The organism is Kitasatospora sp. NPDC054768, from assembly GCF_053612025.1.
Window position 1 is genome coordinate 23,383 of the sequence record NZ_JBSHBN010000022.1, and the last position, 18,753, is coordinate 42,135.

Consider the following 18,753-nt stretch of genomic DNA (forward strand, 5'->3'; position numbering starts at 1 on the left):
GCCGCGGCGCCGGGGAGGCTGCTCTGATGGACGCGGTGGAGCTGATCGGCGGCGGTCGGGGGAGCGTGGAACCCGGGGCGCCGCTGCTGGAGGTCGACGACCTGCACGTGGAGTTCCGTACCCGGGACGGCGTCGCCAGGGCCGTGAACGGGGTGAGCTACTCCGTCGCGGCGGGGGAGACGCTGGCGGTGCTGGGGGAGTCCGGCTCGGGCAAGTCGGTGACGGCGCAGGCGATCATGGGCATCCTGGACATGCCGCCGGGGCGGATCACCGCGGGGCGGATCCTGTTCCGCGGCGAGGACCTGCTGACCATGGGTGCCAACGCCCGGCGGTCCGTCCGGGGCGGGCACATCGCGATGATCTTCCAGGACGCGCTCTCGGCGCTGAATCCGGTGCTCAGCGTCGGCTACCAGCTGGGCGAGATGTTCCGGGCGCACCGGGGGGCCTCCAGGAAGGAGGCCCGGGACCGGGCCATCGAGCTGATGGACCGGGTGCGCATCCCGGCCGCCGGGCAGCGGGTGAACGACTACCCGCACCAGTTCTCCGGCGGCATGCGCCAGCGCATCATGATCGCGATGGCGCTGGCCCTGGAGCCGGACCTGATCATCGCGGACGAGCCGACCACCGCCCTGGACGTGACGGTGCAGGCCCAGGTGATGGACCTGCTGGCCGAGTTGCAGGCCGAGTACAACATGGGCCTGATCCTGATCACCCACGACCTGGGCGTGGTCGCCGACGTCGCGGACAAGATCGCCGTGATGTACGCGGGCCGGATCGTCGAGACCGCCCCGGTGCACGAGCTGTACGCCCGGCCCGCGCACCCGTACACCCGGGGACTGCTGGACTCCATCCCCCGGCTGGACCAGAAGGGCCGGAACCTGCACGCCATCAAGGGCCTGCCGCCGAGCCTGCTGAGTCCCCCGGAGGGCTGCGCCTTCAACCCCCGCTGCCCGCGCGCCCAGGACCGCTGCCGGACCGAACTCCCCGCGCTGACACCGGTGACCGGCGAGCACGGGACGGAGCTGGCGGGCCGCCGCAGCGCCTGCCACTACTGGCGCGAGACGCTGCACGGCTGAGGCCGCGCCCGGCCCGGCCGGCGGCTACTTCGCGAAGCCGACGTTCTCCCAGACGATGTCGGACAGGCCCTGCGCGCCGATGTTGGCGAGGTCGGCGCGGGCCCCGTACAGCTGCGGGCGCTGGTAGAGCGGCAGGACGCCGGCCACCTTCCAGAGCTCCCCGTCGGCCTGGTTGATCGCCTCGGTGGCGGTGGCGGCGTCGGCCGCGGCCGCCGCCCGGTCGAGCGCGGCGTCCACCGCCGGGCTGCCCGCCCCGACGTGGTTGGTGCCGCCGCTCTGGACGAAGTTGGCGCGGTTTCCGCTGGCCGGGAAGGGGGTGCCGATCAGCGAGTAGGCGGCGATGTCGAAGTCGTTGCGGTTGACGTACTTGTCGAAGAACTCGTTGGCGGGGGCGGTCACGGTGGTGACCTTGATGCCGACGTCCTTGAGCATTCTGGTGGTGTTGGCGGCCTCGGCCTGGGCCGGGTTGACGCCGGCCGGGACGACCATCCGCAGGTTCAGCTCGCGGCCGTCCTTCCTCCGCACGTCGCCGTCCGGCTTCCAGCCGGCCGCGTCCAGCTTGCGGGCCGCCTCGGCGGGGTCGTAGCGGGCCAGGCCCAGGGAGTTGTCGCGGTAGCCGTTCTGGTTGGTGACCAGCAGGTGGTTGTTGAGCGGGACGGCGGGCCAGTCCAGGCCGCTGAGGTCGGAGCGGATCACCACGTCCCGGTTGATCGCCTGGAAGACGGCCTGGCGCACGGTCGCGTCGCCGAGCGCGGGGGTGCGGGCGTTCAGGGTGAGCTGGCGGAAGTCCGGTCCGCCGGCCCGGCGCACCGCGGCGCCCTTGGTGTTCCTGACCACCTGGTAGCCGGCCACGTCCGGGCCGATGTTGACGAGGTCGAGCTGTCCCTTGGCGAAGGCGGCGGGCATCGCGTCGGGCAGCATCGCGTGGAAGACGATCCGGTCCAGCACCGGCTTGTCGCCCCACCAGGAGGGGTCGGCGACCAGCGTGACGGTCTGGGCGGCGCGGTCCAGCTGCTCGACCTTGAACGGGCCGGCGGTGACCGGGAACGCGTCCAGGTAGGAGGAGTTGAACAGTTCCGGCGTGGAGATCCGGCCGGCGGGCAGCAGCGGGGCGTTGCCGGCGCTGTTGAACATCGACTGCCACTCGGAGAACGGGTGGTCGAAGGTCATCACGGCCTGGAAGTCGTCCTTGCCGCGCTCCACCGCGGAGACCAGCTCGAAGCCGGTGCTGCTGGAGGACTTGTAGGCCGGGTCCTTCCCGTTCAGGGCACGCCAGTTGGCCTCGATGTCGCGCCAGGTGATCGGGGTGCCGTCGGACCAGTGGGCCTTCGGGTTGAGCGTCCAGGTGACCACCTGCCGGCCGTCCCTGAGCTCGGCGTGCGCCTCCTGCAGGTAGGCCGGGTTGGGGGTCTGGGTGCCGGCCGCGTCCGAGCGGAAGAAGGTCGGCAGCAGCGGCTTGCTGACCATGACGGTCGAGGACTCGCTGCCGTCGGTGTGGATCGGCGACCACTGGCGGGAGAACTGGGCGATCGCCAGGTTCAGGGTGCCGCCCTGGCGCAGCTGGGCCCGGTCGTGCGGGTTGATGTCGACCGAGGTGAGCTTGGGCGACGCGAGGGCGGCCGTCGGGGCCTCGGCGGCGTCCTGACCGGAGGTGCAGGAGCAGAGGGCCAGCGAGAGGGTGAGACCGGCGAGCAGGGCCGTCCCGTGGTGCTGGAGGCGGCGGCGCATCGGCGTGCTCCCCGGGGTGGATGTGGCGGATGGTGTGGCGTCACATCTTGCTGACCGGGACGGGTGTTGTCGAGGGGCGGGCCCGGATGCGGGCCCGCCCCTCGTGCGGTGCGGGTACGGCGGACGCGCCGGCCCCCGACCGCGTCAGACCACGAACTTGAAGGTACGGTCCTTGTCGCCGGTCTTGTCGAGCACCGAGGTGATGCCGTCCGCGACGTCCTGCGGGGTGATCGCGGCGACCTGGCCGTTCTTCTTGACCTTCACCTTGTCGAACGCGGTGCCCAGCTGGGCGGCGAGCGCGTCGAGGTCCCACTTGGGCACGATCTTGCCGGAGGCGTCCGGGACGAGGGTGAGCGCCTTGGCGGCGGTCTTCGGGCCGAAGTCCCAGGACTTGGCGCCGGCCACGACGTGCACCTTGCCCGCGGCGATCTGCTTGCCGAGGGTGTCGGCGGCGCCCTGGAGGGCCTGGGTGGAGATCTTCGGCTGGGCGGCCGTGACGGCCAGGGCGATCGGCTGCTCGGGCTTGCCGTCGGCGCGGTCGCGGTAGGCCTGCGCGATCACGTCCAGGGCGCTCGCCGAGTCCACCGCCTGGCCGGCCCGGCCGGGGACGACGATCGGCTCGCCGTTGACGTCGCCGAACTTGACGTAGCCCTCCTGGAGGCCCTGGCCGGAGCCGGCCGCGAGGGTGTCGAGAGCGGCCTTGAGCTTGGCCTTGTCGACCTTGACCTCGGGAGCGACGGTCTTGGTGCCGCCCTTGAGCGACTTGAAGACGTCCAGCGGGTTGTAGCTGTGCTGGGCCAGGCCGTCCACGGTGGCGGTGGTGTCGAAGCTCAGGCCGGCGACCGCCGGGTCGAGGTCCACGGCCTGGTCGCCGATCTTCAGCTTGAGCGGCTGCTGGCCGGCCTTGCCGACCGACTCGTCCAGCTGGTGGATCGCCTGGTCGCGGCTGCTGCCGCCGATCTCGGCGCCGAGCACCACGGTGCCCTTGGGGACGTCGGACTGGTTGAGCATCAGGCCGGTGCCGTACGCGGCGGCGCCGAGGAACAGCACCGCGACGATGCCGTAGACGCCCAGCTTGACCAGCTTCTTGCCGGCCCCGCCGCGCTTGGCCTTGGCCGGGGCGGCGGGCTCGGCCTTCGCCTTGGCGGGGGCCGGAGCGGGGGCCGGGGTGGCCTTGGAGCCCCTGCCGCCCTTGCCGCCCTTGGCGTTCCTGGTCTCCTCGGAGCCCTCGGGCCGGGGGCCGGGCGCCGGGGCCGGCAGCGGGGTGACCGCGGTGGCCTCCGGGTCGCCGGGCTGCGCGGCGGTGCCGGGCGCGCCCGGGAAGAGGGCGCCGGGGCCCGCCGGAGCGGCGGGGACCTCCTGGCCGTGGCCGGGGGCGGCCGGGCGCTGGGCGGCGAACGGATCGGTGCCGGTCGGGGCCGAGGCGAACAGGCTCGGCTGCGGACGGCCGTCGGCGCCGTGCGGGGCGCCGTTCCGGGGCAGGCCGGGTATCGCGGCGGGCGGCGGGGTGTTGTCGCGGATCGGCGCGAAGCCGTCGACGGAGGTGTCCTCCGGGTTCGGCTCGGTGACCGGCCCGGACGGCGGGTGCGGCGCGGGCGCCTGGTGGCCGTTCGGCTGGAAGCCGTTCTGCGGGCCGGGCTGCTGCGGCCCGCCCGGCCGGTTCTTGCGCTGCTGACGGTTCTGCGGCTGCCCGTTCTGCTGCCCGTTCTGCTGTCCGCGGCTCTGCTGCCCGCCGTCGCGCCGGGGCAGGCCCTGCGCGCCGGCGTCGGGAACGGAGGTGCCGAACGGGTCGGTGACCGGCGCGAACGGGTCGGCGGCCTCGTACACGCCGGGCTCCTCCACCGGGGCCTCGGCGTGGAACGGCGCGACGGGCGCGGCTGCCGGGTTCGGCTGCTTGCCCTGGGCGGGCACCGGCCGGCCGCTCGGGGTGCCGTTCCGCGCGCCGTCGGCACGGGCGGGTCGGCCCGCGGCCGGACGGGCACCCTGCGGGCGCGGCTCGGCGCCGCCCGGGGCGACCGGGGCCTCCGTCGTGCCCACGGCACCGGCCGGAACGGTCGCCGGAGCCGTGGCCGGCGCGGACTCGGCGGTCGCGGCCTTCTTCTGGCGCGGGCGGAACCAGGCGCCGGTGGACTCCGACTCCGAGGTCGCCGGCGGGATCGGCGGGATCTGCCACTCCGGCGGCAGGTTCGGCGGGGCGGCCTGGCGGCCGCCGTCGTCCATCACACCGAGGACGGGCGAGGTCGGCGCGGAGCGGTGCCGCGGGCCGCCCGGTTCGGCGGCGGCGGCCGGGGCGTCATCGCCCGGGCCGTCCTCGTTCTTGACGGTGCTGCGGACGACGACCGGCGGGATCGGACGCGAGCCGGGGATGTTGATCCGGACCCGGGTGGTCAGGGTGGTCTCGGTCTTCGGACCGTCGTCCTCGCCGCCCGACGCGGCGCCCGGTCCGGCGTCGGCCCGGTCGCCGCCGGGGAGCCCCGGCGTGCCGTAGGGCGGTGTGCCCGACGGGTAGGCGTCCGGGCCCGTGCGCCGGGGCGTCGGGTGGGCGTTGTCAGATTCGCGGCTGCTCAATGCTGCTCTGCTCCGGGTTCGCGGGCGGGCCGTGCGGCGCGACCGCGGTTCGTGGTCGCCGGGCCTTGGCTGGGGCGGGCGGCGGTCGGGTACGGCGTTCTGCGGGACCACCATACTGGGAAGAACTGAGCGGCGAACGGCTTCGGACAGATCCTGATACGTCCGGTTCCTCCGGTATGAGAGTAAGGCCGTACGCTCCTGACTGCTCGTCGTACGCGGTACGGTACGCCGTGCACGACCCGGGTCAGCGCGGGGGGCCGGGCACCCCGGGGAACCAGCTGGTGCGGGTGGGCAGGGTGGCGCAGATCACGCCCAGCACCGACCCGGCGAACAGCCAGGCCAGCGAGGTGGCGTTGGACCACAGCACGTTGTCGCCCTCGGGCCGGGGCACGATCAGCAGCAGCATCGCCAGGAACCAGCCGGCCGCGGGCGCGCCCGCGCCGAGCCGGGTGCCGGTGACCCGCAGGCCGCCGTAGAAGGTGGCGCCGGTCGCGGCGAGCGCCAGCAGGACTCCCACCGGCGGCCACAGGGCCTGCACAAAGGATCCGCAGACCGACACCGCGGCACCCAGCAGGAAGAACAGGACGTAGGCCCCGATCCGGGCGGCGCGCGGGGGCTGGGGCTCCGCCAGCCGCTCCTCGCGGGTGCCGAGGACGGCGGCGGCGAGCGTGCGGCGCGGCGGTGTGGCGTCGGACTTGCTCATCGGGTGCCCTCCTCGGCGTGGGCGGCGTCGAGCGGAAGGCCGGCGAACAGGTCGTCCTCCGGCCCGCCCGGCCCGGCCTGGCCGTGCACCAACTGGTAGTACTCGGTGGCGAACAGCGGCTGGGCGAGGTCGTTGGAGAGCGCGAAGAAGGCGCCGTCCACGGTGATCTGGGTGGCGTGGGCGGTCAGTGCGGCGGCCTTGCGCCCCGCGTACGCCGCGCCGTCCAGGACGGTGGTGACCACCTCGTCGTCGACCACGCCGGGGACGTCGGAGGGCTGCGCCACGCCCGGGAAGGACGCCTTGGCGGCGGCCTCGGCGAGCCCGGCCTCGATCACCGAGCGGGGCATCCGGTTCCAGTACACCTTGGCGATCCGCCAGGCCGGGCCCAGCTCCGGCCGGTGCGCCGGGTCGGCGGCCAGCTCGTGGGCGCGCATCGCGACCCGGTGCGCCTGGATGTGGTCCGGGTGCCCGTAGCCGCCGTCCGGGTCGTACGTGACCAGCACCTGCGGGCGCGCCTCGCGGATCACCGCGACCAGGTGGCCGGCCGCCTCCTCGACGTCCGCCCGCCAGAAGCAGCCGGGCACGTCGTTCTCGGGCACGCCCATCATCCCGGAGTCGCGGTAGCGCCCCGGGCCGCCGAGGAAGCGGAAGTCGGTCACGCCGAGGGCGCGCATCGCCTCGGTGAGCTCGCCGATCCGGTGCGCGCCGAGGGTGTCGTCCCGATCGGCCGTCAGGTGGGCCAGCCGCGCGGGGATCACCTCGCCGCCCTCGCCGAGGGTGCAGGTCACCAGCGTGACCCGGGCGCCCTCGGCGGCGTACCGGGCCATGGTGGCGCCGTTGCCGATCGACTCGTCGTCGGGGTGCGCGTGCACCAGGAGGAGGCGGCGGCCGGTAGTCGCGGTCATGGGAGGAAGCCTAGGGCCTGTCGTCACGCTCCCGTCGTCCGCCCGGAGGGCGGGCGGGGCAGGCGCGCGTGCGACGACAGGCCCTCGCGGCCGCGGCGGCGGGGTCAGAGCCTCAGGCCGTTGATCATTCCGGCGAGGTTGCTGGTGACCTGGCTGATCGACGGGGCGATCGAGCTGGAGGCCAGGTAGAAGCCCAGCAGCGCGCAGACGATCGCGTGCGCCAGCTTCAGGCCGGACCGGCGGATCAGGATCACCACGATGACCAGCATCAGCACAGCGGCGGAGATGTTCATGGCCATGTCGGCTCACACCCCTTCTCGGGCACGCCGCCCGGGGGAGAGCGGCGAGGGACGGTGCGGGACTGGGGGCTGCGGGTGACCGCGGTCCGGGACGGGGCCGGGCGTTCACTCGCGCGACAAGTCATACCCGATGGGTGAGGGTGTCATTACCCTCGGTGAGTCCGCGCGCGCCGGGGCATCGTGGCATCCGAGGGGCGCGTGGGCCGGTCGGAGGCGGTTTGGACCTCTTTGGGGCGTACTTGTCGACGATGCTCCGAACGAGTGATCAACGCACGCCCGGGGGTGGTGGTCCGTCGTCATAAGGTCTGGTGCCATGACCTCCCACACCTCTGCCGACACCTTCCCGAGGCAGTACGCGCGGACCCTGCGCTACACCGTCGGCGCGCCCCGCTCCTTCTCCGTCGCGCCGGACGGCTCGCGGGTCGTCTTCCTCCGCTCGCGATCCGGCCGCGACCGGGCCAACCTGCTCTGGACCCTCGACACCGCCACCGGCGAGGAGCGGGTCGCCGCCGACCCGGCCGCGCTGCTCGGCGGCGGCGAGGAGGACCTCTCCCCGGCCGAGAGGGCCCGCCGCGAGCGCAGCCGCGAGGGCTCGGCCGGCATCGTCGGCTACGCCCTGGACGCGGCCGGGAAGCTGGCCGCCTTCGCCCTCTCCGGCCGCCTGTTCACCGCCGACCTGACCACCGGCGCCACCGCCGAACTGCCCGCCGAGGGGCCGCTGCTGGACCCGCGCCTCTCCCCGGACGGCGCCTACGTCGCGTACGCCAACACCGCCGGCGAGCTGCGGCTGACCCGCACCGACGGCGGCGGCGACCGGGTGCTCGCCGAGCCGGACGGCCCGAACGTCACCTGGGGCCAGGCCGAGTTCATCGCGCAGGAGGAGATGGACCGCGACCGCGGCTTCTGGTGGTCCCCGGCGGGCGACCGGCTGCTGGTCGAGCGCGCCGACGACAGCCCGGTGCGCCGCTGGTGGATCGCCGACCCGGCGAACCCGGACCGTGAGCCCGCCGAGGTCGCCTACCCGGCGGCCGGCGGCGCCAACGCCGAGGTCGGGCTCTGGCTGCTCGACCTGCACGGCGGGCGCACCGAGGTGGTCTGGGACCGCGAGGCCTACCCGTACCTGGGCCGGGTGCACTGGTCGAAGGGCGGCGTGCCGCTGCTCCTGGTCCAGACCCGTGACCAGCGCGGCCAGCGGATCCTCGGCCTGGACGCCGCCACCGGCGCCACCGAGGTGCTGCACGAGGAGAAGGACGGCGTCTGGCTGGAGCTGTTCCCGGGCGCGCCGGCCTGGACCCCGGACGGCAAGCTGGTCCGGATCTCCGACGAGGGCGGCGTGCGGGCGCTGGTGATCGGCGACCGCGCCGTGACCGGGGCCGACCTGCACGTCCGCTCGGTCGTCGCGGTCACCGAGCGGGAGGTGTTCTTCGGCGCCGCCGGCGGCGCCGAGGAGACCGACCCCGAGCCGGGCTGGATCGGCGTCGGCCGGATCAGCCACGACGGCACGCGACTGGGCTGGGAGTCCGCCAACGGGCGGCCGTTCACCTCCGTCACCAGCGCGGTGCACGGCGGCGGGATCACCGTCCGGGCCACCGCCGAGCCGGACCTGCCCGGCACCCTGGTCCAGGTCGCCCGGGACCTGCCCGAGGGCCTGGCGGTCGACGACGTCGCCACCATCGCCTCGTACGCCGAGACCCCGGTCATCACCGCCCGCCCGGTCTTCCGCTTCGCCGGCGAGCGCCGCATCCCGGCGGCCGTCTTCCTGCCCACCGGCTACGACCGGGAGCGGGACGGCCTGCTGCCCGTCCTGATGGACCCGTACGGCGGCCCGCACGGCCAGCGCGTCGTCCAGGCGCACAACCCGCACCTCAACTCGCAGTGGTTCGCCGACCAGGGCTTCGCGGTGGTCGTCGCCGACGGGCGCGGCACGCCCGGGCGCGGGCCGGCCTGGGAGAAGTCGATCGCCTTCGACTTCGCCGGGGCCACCCTGGACGACCAGGTGGAGGCGCTGCGGGCGCTCGCCGGGGAGTTCCCGCTGGACCTCGACCGGGTCGCCGTCCGCGGCTGGTCGTACGGCGGCTACCTCTCCGCGCTCGCCGTGCTGCGCCGCCCGGACGTCTTCCACGCGGCGGTGGCCGGGGCGCCGGTGACCGACTGGGAGCTGTACGACACCCACTACACCGAGCGCTACCTGGGCGACCCCGCCGAGCGGCCCGAGGTGTACGCCGCCAACTCGCTGAGCGGGTACGCGGCCGGCCTGGAGCGCCCGCTGATGATCATCCACGGGCTGGCGGACGACAACGTGGTGGCCGCGCACACCCTGCGGCTGTCCTCGGCGCTGCTCGCCGCCGGGCGCCCGCACACCGTGCTGCCGCTGTCCGGAGTCACCCACATGACCCCGCAGGAGGAGGTCGCGGAGAACCTGCTGCTGCTCCAGGTCGACTTCGTGAAGCGCTCGCTGGGGGTGTGACACCCGTCCGACCAGCGCTTTCGGCGGCCGGTGCCCCTGACCGGGGTACCGGCCGCCGGCATGACATCCGTCATGCCGAAGGCACGACGGCGGACACTGCCGCCGCCACCCGCCCGCGCGGGACTCTGAGGTGGTGCGAACAGCACCGACCGTGACGCCATGAGCGTGACACCATCAGGGAGAGGAGCCGGGCGATGGGTACCGAGGTGGCCGCCTTCCGCGGCGTGGGCAAGAGCTACGGGCGGGTGCGCGCCGTGGACGGACTGGACCTCGTGCTGAGGCCGGGAGAGACCGTCGCCCTGCTTGGGCCGAACGGCGCCGGGAAGTCCACCAGCCTGGACCTGCTGCTCGGCCTGCGCGAGCCCGACCGGGGCAGCGTGACCCTGTTCGGCGCCACCCCGCGGGCGGCGATCGAGGCCGGCCGGGTCGGCGCGATGCTGCAGAGCGGCGGGCTGATGACCGACGTCAAGGTGCGCGAGCTGGTGCGGCTCGCCTGCGACGTGCACCCGCGCGGCCGGTCGGTCACGGAGGTGCTGACCGACGCCGGGATCACCGAGCTGGCGGAGCGGCGGGTCGACAAGCTGTCCGGCGGCCAGGAGCAGCGGGTCCGCTTCGCCCTGGCCATCGCCGGCGACAACGACCTGATCGTGCTGGACGAGCCGACCACCGGCATGGACGTCAGCGTGCGGCAGTCGTTCTGGGCGAGCATGCGCGCGCAGGCCGACGCCGGGCGCACGGTGCTGTTCGCCACCCACTACCTGGAGGAGGCCGACTCGATCGCCGACCGCGTCCTGGTGCTGCACCGGGGCCGGCTGATCGCCGACGGCAGCTCGGCGGAGATCAAGGCGCGGGCCGGCGCCCGCCGGGTCGCCTTCGAACTCCACGACGCGGACGGCGGGTTCGAGGAGCCCGTGCTGCGCACCCTGCCGGGCGTGCGGTCGCTGGACGTCACCGCCAGGGTCGCGGGGGTGCGGACGGTACGGATCCGGACCGCGGACGCCGACGCCACCGTGGCCGGGATCTACCGGGCGGGGCTGTACCCGCGCGGGCTGGAGGTCGCCGGCGTGGGCCTGGAGCAGGCCTTCCTGACCATCACCGGCGAGCTGGACCGCGAGGCCGGCGCCGGGGACGCCGGCCGGGAGAACACCGAGAAGGAGACCGTGCGATGACCACCCTGATCCGGCTGGAGATCCTGCGGACCCTCCGCAACCGGCGCTACCTGCTCTTCACCGTCGCCTACCCGGCGCTGATGTACGTCTTCTTCATCAACGCCTACGGCTCCACCCAGCTCGCCGGGGGCCTGCCGGTGAAGACCTACTTCATGGTCTCGATGGCCACCTTCGGCGCGGTCGGCGCGGTGCTGACCGGCAGTGCGCAGCGGATCTCGCTGGAGCGCAAGAGCGGCTGGGTGCGTCAGCTGCGGCTGACCGCGCTGCCCGGCCGGGCGTACACCGTCGGCAAGATCGCGGCGACCGCCGTCACCACGCTGCCGGCGATCCTGGTGGTCTTCGCGGTCGGCGCGAGCCAGGGCGTCTCGCTGAGCGTGCCGCAGTGGCTCGGGCTGGCGGCCGCGCTCTGGCTGGGCAGCTTCGTGTTCGCCGCGCTCGGGGTGGCGCTCGGGTACGCGGCGGCGCCGGACGCGGTGCAGCCGATCGTGATGATCACCTACATGGCGATGGCCCTGCTCGGCGGCACCTGGTTCCCGGTGAGCGGCTCACTGGAGAGGTTCGCCCGCTTCAACCCGGTGTACCTGTACAACCAGCTGGCCGACTTCACCCGGCCCGGGCACTCCCTGGACACCGGCGCGGTCGCCGGGCTGGCCGCCTTCCTCGTGGTGTTCGGCGCCGCCGCGGCGGCCCTGTACCGCCGTGACAGCCGCCAGGCATGATGATCGACATGAGTGACGCGCGCCAGGCCCACCGCCCCGACGAACCGCCGGAGGTGGGCGTGGCGCGCGCGTCCTTCATGAACGTGCCCGGTTCCCCGGTGGAGAGCAGGCGCCAGCTGCTGGTCAAGGTCGCCTGGATGATGCTGTGGATGCTCTACCTGGCCTACCCGGCGGGCGACCTGCTGAACGGCGGCCACACCACGGCCGGGACGGTGCTCGGCTGGTGCTGCCTGGCCGGGTTCGTGGTCGCCTACGTGCTGCTGGTGGTCTTCCGCTCGCAGGCCGGGATGCGGCCGCGGGCCTGCCTGGTGATCGTCACGACGATGGTCGGGCTCGCCGTCGCCGCCCCGGTCGGCCTCGGAGCCGCGTTCCTGACGCTGTTCATCTACGCCTCGGTGTGCGTCGCGATCATCGTGCCGACCCACTACGCGCTGCGCGCCCTGGTCGCCATGGCCGTGCTCACCGCCGCCGTCGGGACGGGCATCGGGGCCGGCGTCGACAACGTGTCCACCTTCGCGCTCAGCGCCTTCCTCTCCGGCATCGCGATGACCGGTCTGCAGCGGCTGGTCGCCACCATGAAGGAACTGCGCGAGGCCCGGGCCGCGGTCGCCCACCTGGCGGCCTCCGAGGAGCGGCTGCGGCTGGCCCGCGACCTGCACGACCTGCTCGGGCACTCGCTGTCGCTGATCACCCTGAAGAGCGAGCTGGCCGGGCGGTTCATGGACGCCGGCAAGGACGAGGCGGCGCGGGCGCAGGTCGCCGACATCGAGCAGGTCGCCCGGCAGTCGCTGATCGACGTCCGGGAGGCGGTGACCGGCTTCCGTCGCCCGACCCTGCCGGTCGAACTGGCCGCCGCCCGTACCGCGCTGGCCGCCGCGCAGGTCCGGCTGGAGGCCGCGCCGGAGCTGGTGGACGCCTGGCCGTCGCTGGCCGACGAGGAGACCGGGGCGCTGGCCTGGGCGCTGCGCGAGGCCGTCACCAACGTGGTCCGGCACGGCGAGGGCGCCACCGTCTGCACGGTGACGGCGGACGAGAGCTGGGAGGCGAGCGGCGAGCGCTACGCCGTCCTGGAGATCACCGACAACGGGCGCGGGCCGGGCAAGTCCCAGCCGGGCAACGGCCTGTCCGGGCTGGAGGAGCGGCTGGCCCTGGTCGGCGGGCGCCTGGAGACCGGGCCGGGGGAGCGGGGGAGGGGCTTCCGGCTGAGGGCCTCGGTGCCGCTGCGGACGGTGTCCGCGGCCACGCCCTAGAGGCGCCCCGGCCACGCCCCGGCCACGCCCCGGACTAGGAGTCCCGTCCGGCCGACGGCAGTTCCAGCACGAAGCGGGCGCCGTGCGGGGCGTGGGCGACCCGCAGGGTGCCGCCGTGCCGGGTCGCGATGTCCGCCGAGATGGCCAGGCCCAGACCGCTGCCGCCGGCGTCCCGGCTGCGGGCCTCGTCGAGCCGGGTGAACGGCTCGAAGATCCGCTCGCGGTCCTCCGGCGGCACGCCCGGGCCGTCGTCCCGGACCTCCAGGACACAGCCGTGCACGGTGTGCCGCACGGACAGCACCACCTCGGCGGCCGCGTGCCGCTGGGCGTTGTCCAGCAGGTTGCGCACCAGCCGGTGCAGCCGGATGCGGCTGCCGCGCACCAGCACCGCTTCGGGCGCGTCCACCCGCAGGGCGAGCCGGGCGCCGACGACCGGGCGGTACTGGTCGGCGAGTTCGCGCAGCACGGCGGACAGGTCGACGTCGGTGAGCCGGCCGGCCGACGCCGGGTGCGAGTCCCGGGCCAGGAACAGCAGGTCCTCGGTGAGCTGCTGGAGCCGCTCGACCGAGGTGAGCGCCTCCCGGGTGGTGGCCGGCCAGTCGGTGCGCTCGGGGTGCGCCAGCGACACCTCCAGATTGGTGCGCAGCGCGGCGATCGGGCTGCGCAACTCGTGCGAGGCGTCCGCGACGAAGCGCTGCTGCTGCACGGCGGAGCGCTCCAGCCGGTCCAGGGTGGCGTTGGTGGTCCGGGCCATCCGGGTGAGCTCGTCGCCGGCGCGCGGCACCGGGACGCGGCGGTCCAGCCGGTGCTCGCCGATCTCGGCCAGCCCGGCGCGGATCGCCTCCACCGGGCGCAGCGCCCGGCTGGTCGCCGCCCAGGCCACCAGCGCGACCAGCAGCGCGGCGGCCGGCACGCCCAGCCGCAGCACCGGGTCGATGGTGTGCAGCGAGGCCTCGGCGGCGAACGGGGTGACCAGCACGTACACCGTGAACGGGCCGGCCATCGGCTTCGTCTGGTCGCCGTCCTTGCGCAGCAGGGGGCTCCAGCTGCCCATCGCGGTGAAGGTGCGTCCCGAGTAGCGGTTGGCCGCGGCCGTGCCCGCGGGGCCGATGGTGATCCGCTGGACGGACTGCCAGTCGTCCCGGGCCAGGTGCGGCACGGAGGCGGGCGGGGGCCCGACCAGGTGCTGGGTGGTCAGCGTGCCGCCCATGAACAGCACCTGGCCGTCGCCGCCCAGCACCACGTACGGCAGCCTCCAGTTGTCCACCAGCTGCTGGCCGAGCTTGTAGCCGTTGCTGAGATCGTGGGACTGCGACGTGGCCTCCGCCTGGGCGGCCTCCAGCTGGGCGTCGTACAGGTGGCCGCGCAGCCACCAGGCGCCGCCGCCGAGCAGCAGCAGCGCGGTCAGTCCGGCCGCCAGCGAGGTGCGCAGGCGGGTGGAGAGACGGCTCAGCACGGTGCGGTCTCCAGTCGGTAGCCGGCGCCGCGCACCGTGGTGATCGAGCGGACGCCGAACGGGGTGTCCACCTTGCGGCGCAGCATGCTGACGTACACCTCGACGATGGACTCCTCGCCGTCGAAGGCGATGTCCCACACCTCGTCGACGATCCGGCGCTTGGAGAGCACCTCGCCGGGATGCTCGGCCAGGCAGCGCAGGACGGCGAACTCCCGCTCGGTGAGGGTGATCTCGGCGCCGCCCCGGCCGCAGCGGCGGCCCGCCGGGTCCAGCCAGAGGTCGCCGACCCGCAGCAGCGGGCCGGGGGTCTGGCTGCGGCGGAGCAGGGCACGGAGCCGGGCCAGGAAGACCAGGTAGGAGAACGGCTTGGTGAGGTAGTCGTCGGCGCCGGTGTCCAGGCCCTCGGCCTCGTCGTACTCGCCGTCCTTGGCGGTCAGCATCAGGATCGGGGTGGTGACGCCGTCGACGCGCAGCGCCTCGCACACCTTGTAGCCGTTCAGGCCGGGCAGCATGATGTCGAGCACGATCGCCCGGTAGGCGTGCCGCTGGGCCAGCCGCAGGCCGGTGAGACCGTCCGGGGCGAGGTCGACGGTGTAGCCCTCCGCCTCCAGACCGCGCCGTACGGCCGCCGCGACCTGGGCGTCGTCCTCCACCACCAGAATCTCCATGCGGATCAGGATGCCATCGGCGCCGGATCCGTTCCTTAAGCCGCCTTCAGCTTTCTCAGCCTCGCTTCAGGGGAGCCGGAGCATGCTCTCGCCGGGTTCGCCGATCCGTCCGGGTCGGCGCTGCTCGGAGCGGGAGGGACCGGCGGATGAGTGTTCTGGAAGGCCCCGCGGTGCCCGTCCGGCACCGCAGGCCGCGCCGTGCGCTCCCGCCCGGCCTGGTGATGGCGGCCGGGACGGTGGTCTCCCGGGCCACCGGCTTCGTCCGCTCGGCGCTGCTGGTGGCGGTCCTCGGCTCGGGGCTGCTCGCGGACGGGTACAACGTGGCCAACACGGTGCCCAACATCCTGTTCGTGCTGCTGATCGGCGGTGCGCTGAACACCGCGCTGGTGCCCCACCTGGTGCGCGCCGCCAAGGAGTCGGCGGACGGCGGGGCGGCGCACGTCGACCGGCTGGTGACGGTGCTGGTGGTCGCCCTGCTGGTGCTGACGGCGGTCGTGGTGCCCGGCGCGCCGTACGTGGTGCGGGCCTACACCTCGTACGACGGTGCCCAGTTGGACCGGACGGTGCTGCTGGCGTACCTGTGCCTGCCGCAGGTGTTCTTCTACGGGCTGTTCACGGTGCTCGGTCAACTCCTCAACGCCCGGCGGCGGTTCGCGCCGATGGCGTGGGCGCCGGTGCTCAACAACCTGGTGGTGATCGGGGTGTTCGGTGCCTTCGTCGGCCACCGCTCCTTCGACGAGCGGGACCTGACCGTGCTCGGGGCCGGGACGACGGCCGGCGTGGTGGCCCAGGGCCTGGTGCTGCTGCCCTGCCTGCGGGCGGCCGGGGTACGGCTGCGGCCGCGCTGGGACTGGCGGCGTGCGGGGCTCGGCGAGCCGCTGCGCGCCGCCGGGTGGACGCTGCTGCTGGTGCTCGCCGACCAGGCGGGCTACTGGGTGGTCACCAGGCTGTCGACCTCGGTCGGCGCGCAGGCCGCCGCGGCCGGACTGCCGGGCGTCGGGTACACCGCCTACAGCAGCGCGTACCTGCTGTGGATCGTGCCGCACGGGGTGGTCACGGTGTCGTTGGTGACGGCGGCGGTGCCCGCGCTCAGCGCGTCCGCCGACTCCCCGCGGGCCGTGCGGGCGCTGCTCGCCCGGACCGTGCGCACCATCGCGGTGGTCACCGTCCCCGCGGCCTGCGGGTTGGCGGTCCTCGCGCCGCAGCTGTGCGCGCTCGCCTTCGGGCACGGGAGCACCGACCCCGCCGACGTCCGGGCCATCGCCGGAATGCTCACCGCCTTCGCGCCCGGCCTGGTCCTCTACTCGGCCTCGTACGCGCTGACCCGCGCCTTCTACGCGCTGGGCGACAGCCGCACGCCCTTCCTGCTCAACCTGCTGCCGGTCGCCGCCACGGCCCTGGGGGCGGTGCTCTGCCACCGGCTGCTGCCGCTGCGCTGGGCCGTCACCGGGATGGCCGGCTGCTACGGGGGCTCGTTCCTGCTGACCGTCCTGGGCGCCTCCCTGCTGCTGCGACGACGCCTCGGCCCGGTGCGGGTCCTGGGCGACCACGCCAGGCTGCTGCTCGCCGCCCTCCCGGCCGCCACCGCGGCCTGGTGGACCGCGCGGTACGGCCTGGCGCCGGCCGCCGCCACCCTCGCCGTCGGCTACCTCCTGCTCGCCCGCCTTCTGCGGGTCGCCGAACTGTCGGCCCTCACCACACGATTGCGCAGACGCCCATGACTCTCCTTCCCACCGATGTCGCCCGCGTCCTCGACGTCCTCCTCCCCGAGGGCCACCCCCTGCGCGCCCAGGTCCCGCACCTGCGCGTGGAGTCCCGCTGCCGGTGCGGCTGCAGCACGGCCCTCTTCGCCGGCGTCGCGGACGGCGCCCGCTCGGACGTGGTGGCCGAGGCGGCGATCGGCTCCGACGGCGAGATCCTGCTCTTCGCCGAGGACGGCCGGCTCTCCTGGCTGGAGGTCTGCTCCTGGAGCGATCCCAAGCTCACCCTCGCCGACGCGGCCCGCTTCCTGCGCGGGGAACCCGGGCGGCCGGGGTGAGCGTCCTTTCGTGCCCACCGTTCTCGTGCTCGGCTTCGACCCGCACACCGTCCCCGGCGCGGCACGGGCCCTTCGGCCGGTCGCCCTGCCCGCCGGACTGCCGGGTCCGCCCGCCGGCGTGCCTCAGCCGAGGTCGGCCAGGTCGCGGCGGTAGGCGAGGGCGGGGCGGTCGCCGAGGAGGAACTCGTGCCGGAACGCGAAGCCGTTCCGGGCGAGGACGGCCTGCGAGGCGGGGTTGTCGCGGGTGGTGACGGCGGTGAGGAAGCGCAGTCCGTACCCGGTGGCGGCGAGCCGGCACGCCTCGGCGACGGCGGCGGTGGCGACGCCGCGGCCGGCGGCGGACTCGGCCACCCGGTAGCCGATCTCGGCGCCGCCGTCGGCGAGGTCGACGAGGTTGACGCGGCCGACCAGCTCGCCGGCCGCGTCGCGGACGACGTGGAACCGGCAGGTGCCCGCGGCCTGTTCGGCGAGGAGGGCGGCGTGGCGGTCCGCGAACCCGGTGAAGTAGTCGTCACCGCGGTCCGGGACGCTGCGGGCGAAGTGGGCGCGGTTGGCGCGTTCGAAGTCGAGCAGGTCCTCGGCGTGGTCGGGGCGCAGCGGTTCCAGGGTGATCATCCCGACAGTCTGGCCCGGAGGGCCCCGGTGAACCACTCGAATACGTCCCGCAGGTTCTCCGGCACCGGCCAGCCGTTGACGGTCGCCATCAGCTGCCAGTAGCGCTCGGCCCTGGGATCGTCGGCCGTCCCGAGGCGGTCGAGCAGCCACCGCCGCAGCGCGGTGTCGTCCGGGCGGCCGAAGGCCTCGGCGTAGGCGGCGGCGAGGGCGGCGACGACGGGGTCGGCCTCGGGGGAGGCGGGGGCGACGCCGGCCGCCAGTGCGGTCCGGACCAGGGAGGTCACCGTCCCGGTGAGCTCGACGTGCAGGCCGGTGCGGTCCCCGTCGGCGCGCTCGGCGGCCTGGTGCTCGGCCATCCGGCGCACCGCCGCGCGGAAGCCCGGGTCCTGGACGAGTTCGCCCAGTTCCACCCAGGCCTCGACCTGCTCCGCCCTTGGCTCGTCGGGCAGTTCGGGCATGGCCGAGCGCATCATGGCGACGAACTCCGGGTTGGCGTCCAGGCCGCCGAAGACCTCGTCGACGAAGTCGTGGATCAGGCGCCGGCGTTCGGCGTCGGAGAGTGCGGCGAGCTTGTGCATGAGTCTCATCTCCTCGGGTGTGGAACCGCGTTGGGCGACGGCGAGCAGCACCGCCCGGCGCAGCCGGAGGGTGCGGATCTGCACCTCCAGCGCCCCGGCGTGCGCGGCGGCGACCTCCCGCAGCGGGGCCTCCCGCTCCAGCACCCGGCGGATCGCGGGCAGGTCGAGCCCGAGTTCGCGCAGGGTGCGGACGAGGTCCAGCCGGGCGAGCGCGTGGACGTCGTACCGCCGGTAGCCGGCCGCGGTGCGGTCGGTGGGCGGCACCAGGCCGGTGTCGGCGTAGAACCGGATGGCCTTGACGGTGAGTCCGGTGCGCCGGGCGAGCTCGCCGATCGAGTAGAGCGTGTCGCTGCCGTCCATGGACCTCACTCTGGACCCTCCCCTTACCGGAGACACAAGCCCGTCGCCGTCGCCGGGCACGCCCTGAGGTCGTGGCCATGAACGACACTGACAACGGGGCCTCGATCCGCGTGCTGCTGGCCGAGGAGGCATGGACACATGCATAACATGCTGT

At 74.4% G+C, this 18,753-nt stretch carries 16 protein-coding genes; 7 read left to right on the forward strand and 9 right to left on the reverse strand.

Going from position 1 to position 18,753, the window contains the following annotated elements:
• The first annotated feature begins 26 nt into the window (after nucleotides 1-26).
• A complete protein-coding gene (locus ACWGKU_RS09505) occupies nucleotides 27-1,076 on the forward strand; it encodes an ABC transporter ATP-binding protein (protein WP_452177991.1) in 1,050 nt (349 codons plus the stop codon).
• A 24-nt stretch (nucleotides 1,077-1,100) separates the two neighbouring features.
• Here the strand turns inward: ACWGKU_RS09505 and ACWGKU_RS09510 are convergent, their stop codons facing one another.
• From ACWGKU_RS09510 to ACWGKU_RS09530, 5 genes are all read right to left on the reverse strand, one after another.
• A complete protein-coding gene (locus ACWGKU_RS09510) occupies nucleotides 1,101-2,804 on the reverse strand; it encodes an ABC transporter family substrate-binding protein (protein ID WP_452177992.1) in 1,704 nt (567 codons plus the stop codon).
• 144 nt (nucleotides 2,805-2,948) lie between these two features.
• Entirely contained in the window at nucleotides 2,949-5,372 is a 2,424-nt protein-coding gene (locus ACWGKU_RS09515) for a hypothetical protein (RefSeq protein ID WP_452177993.1), read from the reverse strand.
• A gap of 244 nt (nucleotides 5,373-5,616) precedes the next feature.
• Nucleotides 5,617-6,075 carry a DUF6113 family protein gene (locus tag ACWGKU_RS09520; RefSeq protein ID WP_359899579.1) on the reverse strand — a complete coding sequence of 153 codons (459 nt, stop codon included), beginning with the start codon at nucleotides 6,073-6,075 and terminating at the stop codon, nucleotides 5,617-5,619.
• On the reverse strand, nucleotides 6,072-6,980 hold the full coding sequence (gene mshB / locus ACWGKU_RS09525; protein WP_401049737.1) for an N-acetyl-1-D-myo-inositol-2-amino-2-deoxy-alpha-D-glucopyranoside deacetylase: 909 nt from the start codon (nucleotides 6,978-6,980) through the stop codon (nucleotides 6,072-6,074). Before mshB ends, ACWGKU_RS09520 begins: the two co-directional genes overlap by 4 nt.
• A gap of 104 nt (nucleotides 6,981-7,084) precedes the next feature.
• Nucleotides 7,085-7,279, reverse strand: a complete 195-nt coding sequence (locus tag ACWGKU_RS09530; protein ID WP_049658010.1) for a DUF2304 family protein — start codon at nucleotides 7,277-7,279, stop codon at nucleotides 7,085-7,087.
• 313 nt (nucleotides 7,280-7,592) lie between these two features.
• Here ACWGKU_RS09530 and ACWGKU_RS09535 point away from each other — a divergent pair, with 313 nt between their 5' ends.
• From ACWGKU_RS09535 to ACWGKU_RS09550, 4 genes are all read left to right on the forward strand, one after another.
• A complete protein-coding gene (locus ACWGKU_RS09535) occupies nucleotides 7,593-9,746 on the forward strand; it encodes a S9 family peptidase (protein WP_401049739.1) in 2,154 nt (717 codons plus the stop codon).
• Between the two features lie 194 nt (nucleotides 9,747-9,940).
• Nucleotides 9,941-10,915, forward strand: a complete 975-nt coding sequence (locus ACWGKU_RS09540) for an ABC transporter ATP-binding protein (RefSeq protein WP_401049742.1) — start codon at nucleotides 9,941-9,943, stop codon at nucleotides 10,913-10,915.
• The gene (locus ACWGKU_RS09545) at nucleotides 10,912-11,634 is read left to right on the forward strand and encodes an ABC transporter permease (RefSeq protein ID WP_452177994.1); all 723 of its coding nucleotides are present in this window, start codon (nucleotides 10,912-10,914) and stop codon (nucleotides 11,632-11,634) included. Before ACWGKU_RS09540 ends, ACWGKU_RS09545 begins: the two co-directional genes overlap by 4 nt.
• Before the next feature lie 8 nt (nucleotides 11,635-11,642).
• Entirely contained in the window at nucleotides 11,643-12,884 is a 1,242-nt protein-coding gene (locus ACWGKU_RS09550; protein ID WP_452177995.1) for a sensor histidine kinase, read from the forward strand.
• Between the two features lie 34 nt (nucleotides 12,885-12,918).
• Here the strand turns inward: ACWGKU_RS09550 and ACWGKU_RS09555 are convergent, their stop codons facing one another.
• Nucleotides 12,919-14,340, reverse strand: a complete 1,422-nt coding sequence (locus tag ACWGKU_RS09555) for a sensor histidine kinase (RefSeq protein ID WP_452177996.1) — start codon at nucleotides 14,338-14,340, stop codon at nucleotides 12,919-12,921.
• On the reverse strand, nucleotides 14,334-15,008 hold the full coding sequence (locus ACWGKU_RS09560) for a response regulator transcription factor (RefSeq protein ID WP_380539886.1): 675 nt from the start codon (nucleotides 15,006-15,008) through the stop codon (nucleotides 14,334-14,336). The genes ACWGKU_RS09555 and ACWGKU_RS09560 overlap by 7 nt, the downstream gene beginning before the upstream one ends.
• Before the next feature lie 146 nt (nucleotides 15,009-15,154).
• Here ACWGKU_RS09560 and murJ point away from each other — a divergent pair, with 146 nt between their 5' ends.
• Together murJ and ACWGKU_RS09570 are read left to right on the forward strand one after the other, a co-directional pair.
• On the forward strand, nucleotides 15,155-16,729 hold the full coding sequence (gene murJ, locus ACWGKU_RS09565) for a murein biosynthesis integral membrane protein MurJ (protein ID WP_452177997.1): 1,575 nt from the start codon (nucleotides 15,155-15,157) through the stop codon (nucleotides 16,727-16,729).
• A complete protein-coding gene (locus ACWGKU_RS09570; protein WP_387694237.1) occupies nucleotides 16,726-17,046 on the forward strand; it encodes a hypothetical protein in 321 nt (106 codons plus the stop codon). Before murJ ends, ACWGKU_RS09570 begins: the two co-directional genes overlap by 4 nt.
• Nucleotides 17,047-17,169: 123 nt before the next feature.
• Here the strand turns inward: ACWGKU_RS09570 and ACWGKU_RS09575 are convergent, their stop codons facing one another.
• Both ACWGKU_RS09575 and ACWGKU_RS09580 read right to left on the reverse strand, forming a co-directional pair.
• A complete protein-coding gene (locus tag ACWGKU_RS09575; protein ID WP_380539892.1) occupies nucleotides 17,170-17,661 on the reverse strand; it encodes a GNAT family N-acetyltransferase in 492 nt (163 codons plus the stop codon).
• Entirely contained in the window at nucleotides 17,658-18,599 is a 942-nt protein-coding gene (locus ACWGKU_RS09580; protein WP_452177999.1) for a MerR family transcriptional regulator, read from the reverse strand. The genes ACWGKU_RS09575 and ACWGKU_RS09580 overlap by 4 nt, the downstream gene beginning before the upstream one ends.
• Nucleotides 18,600-18,753: the final 154 nt, after the last annotated feature.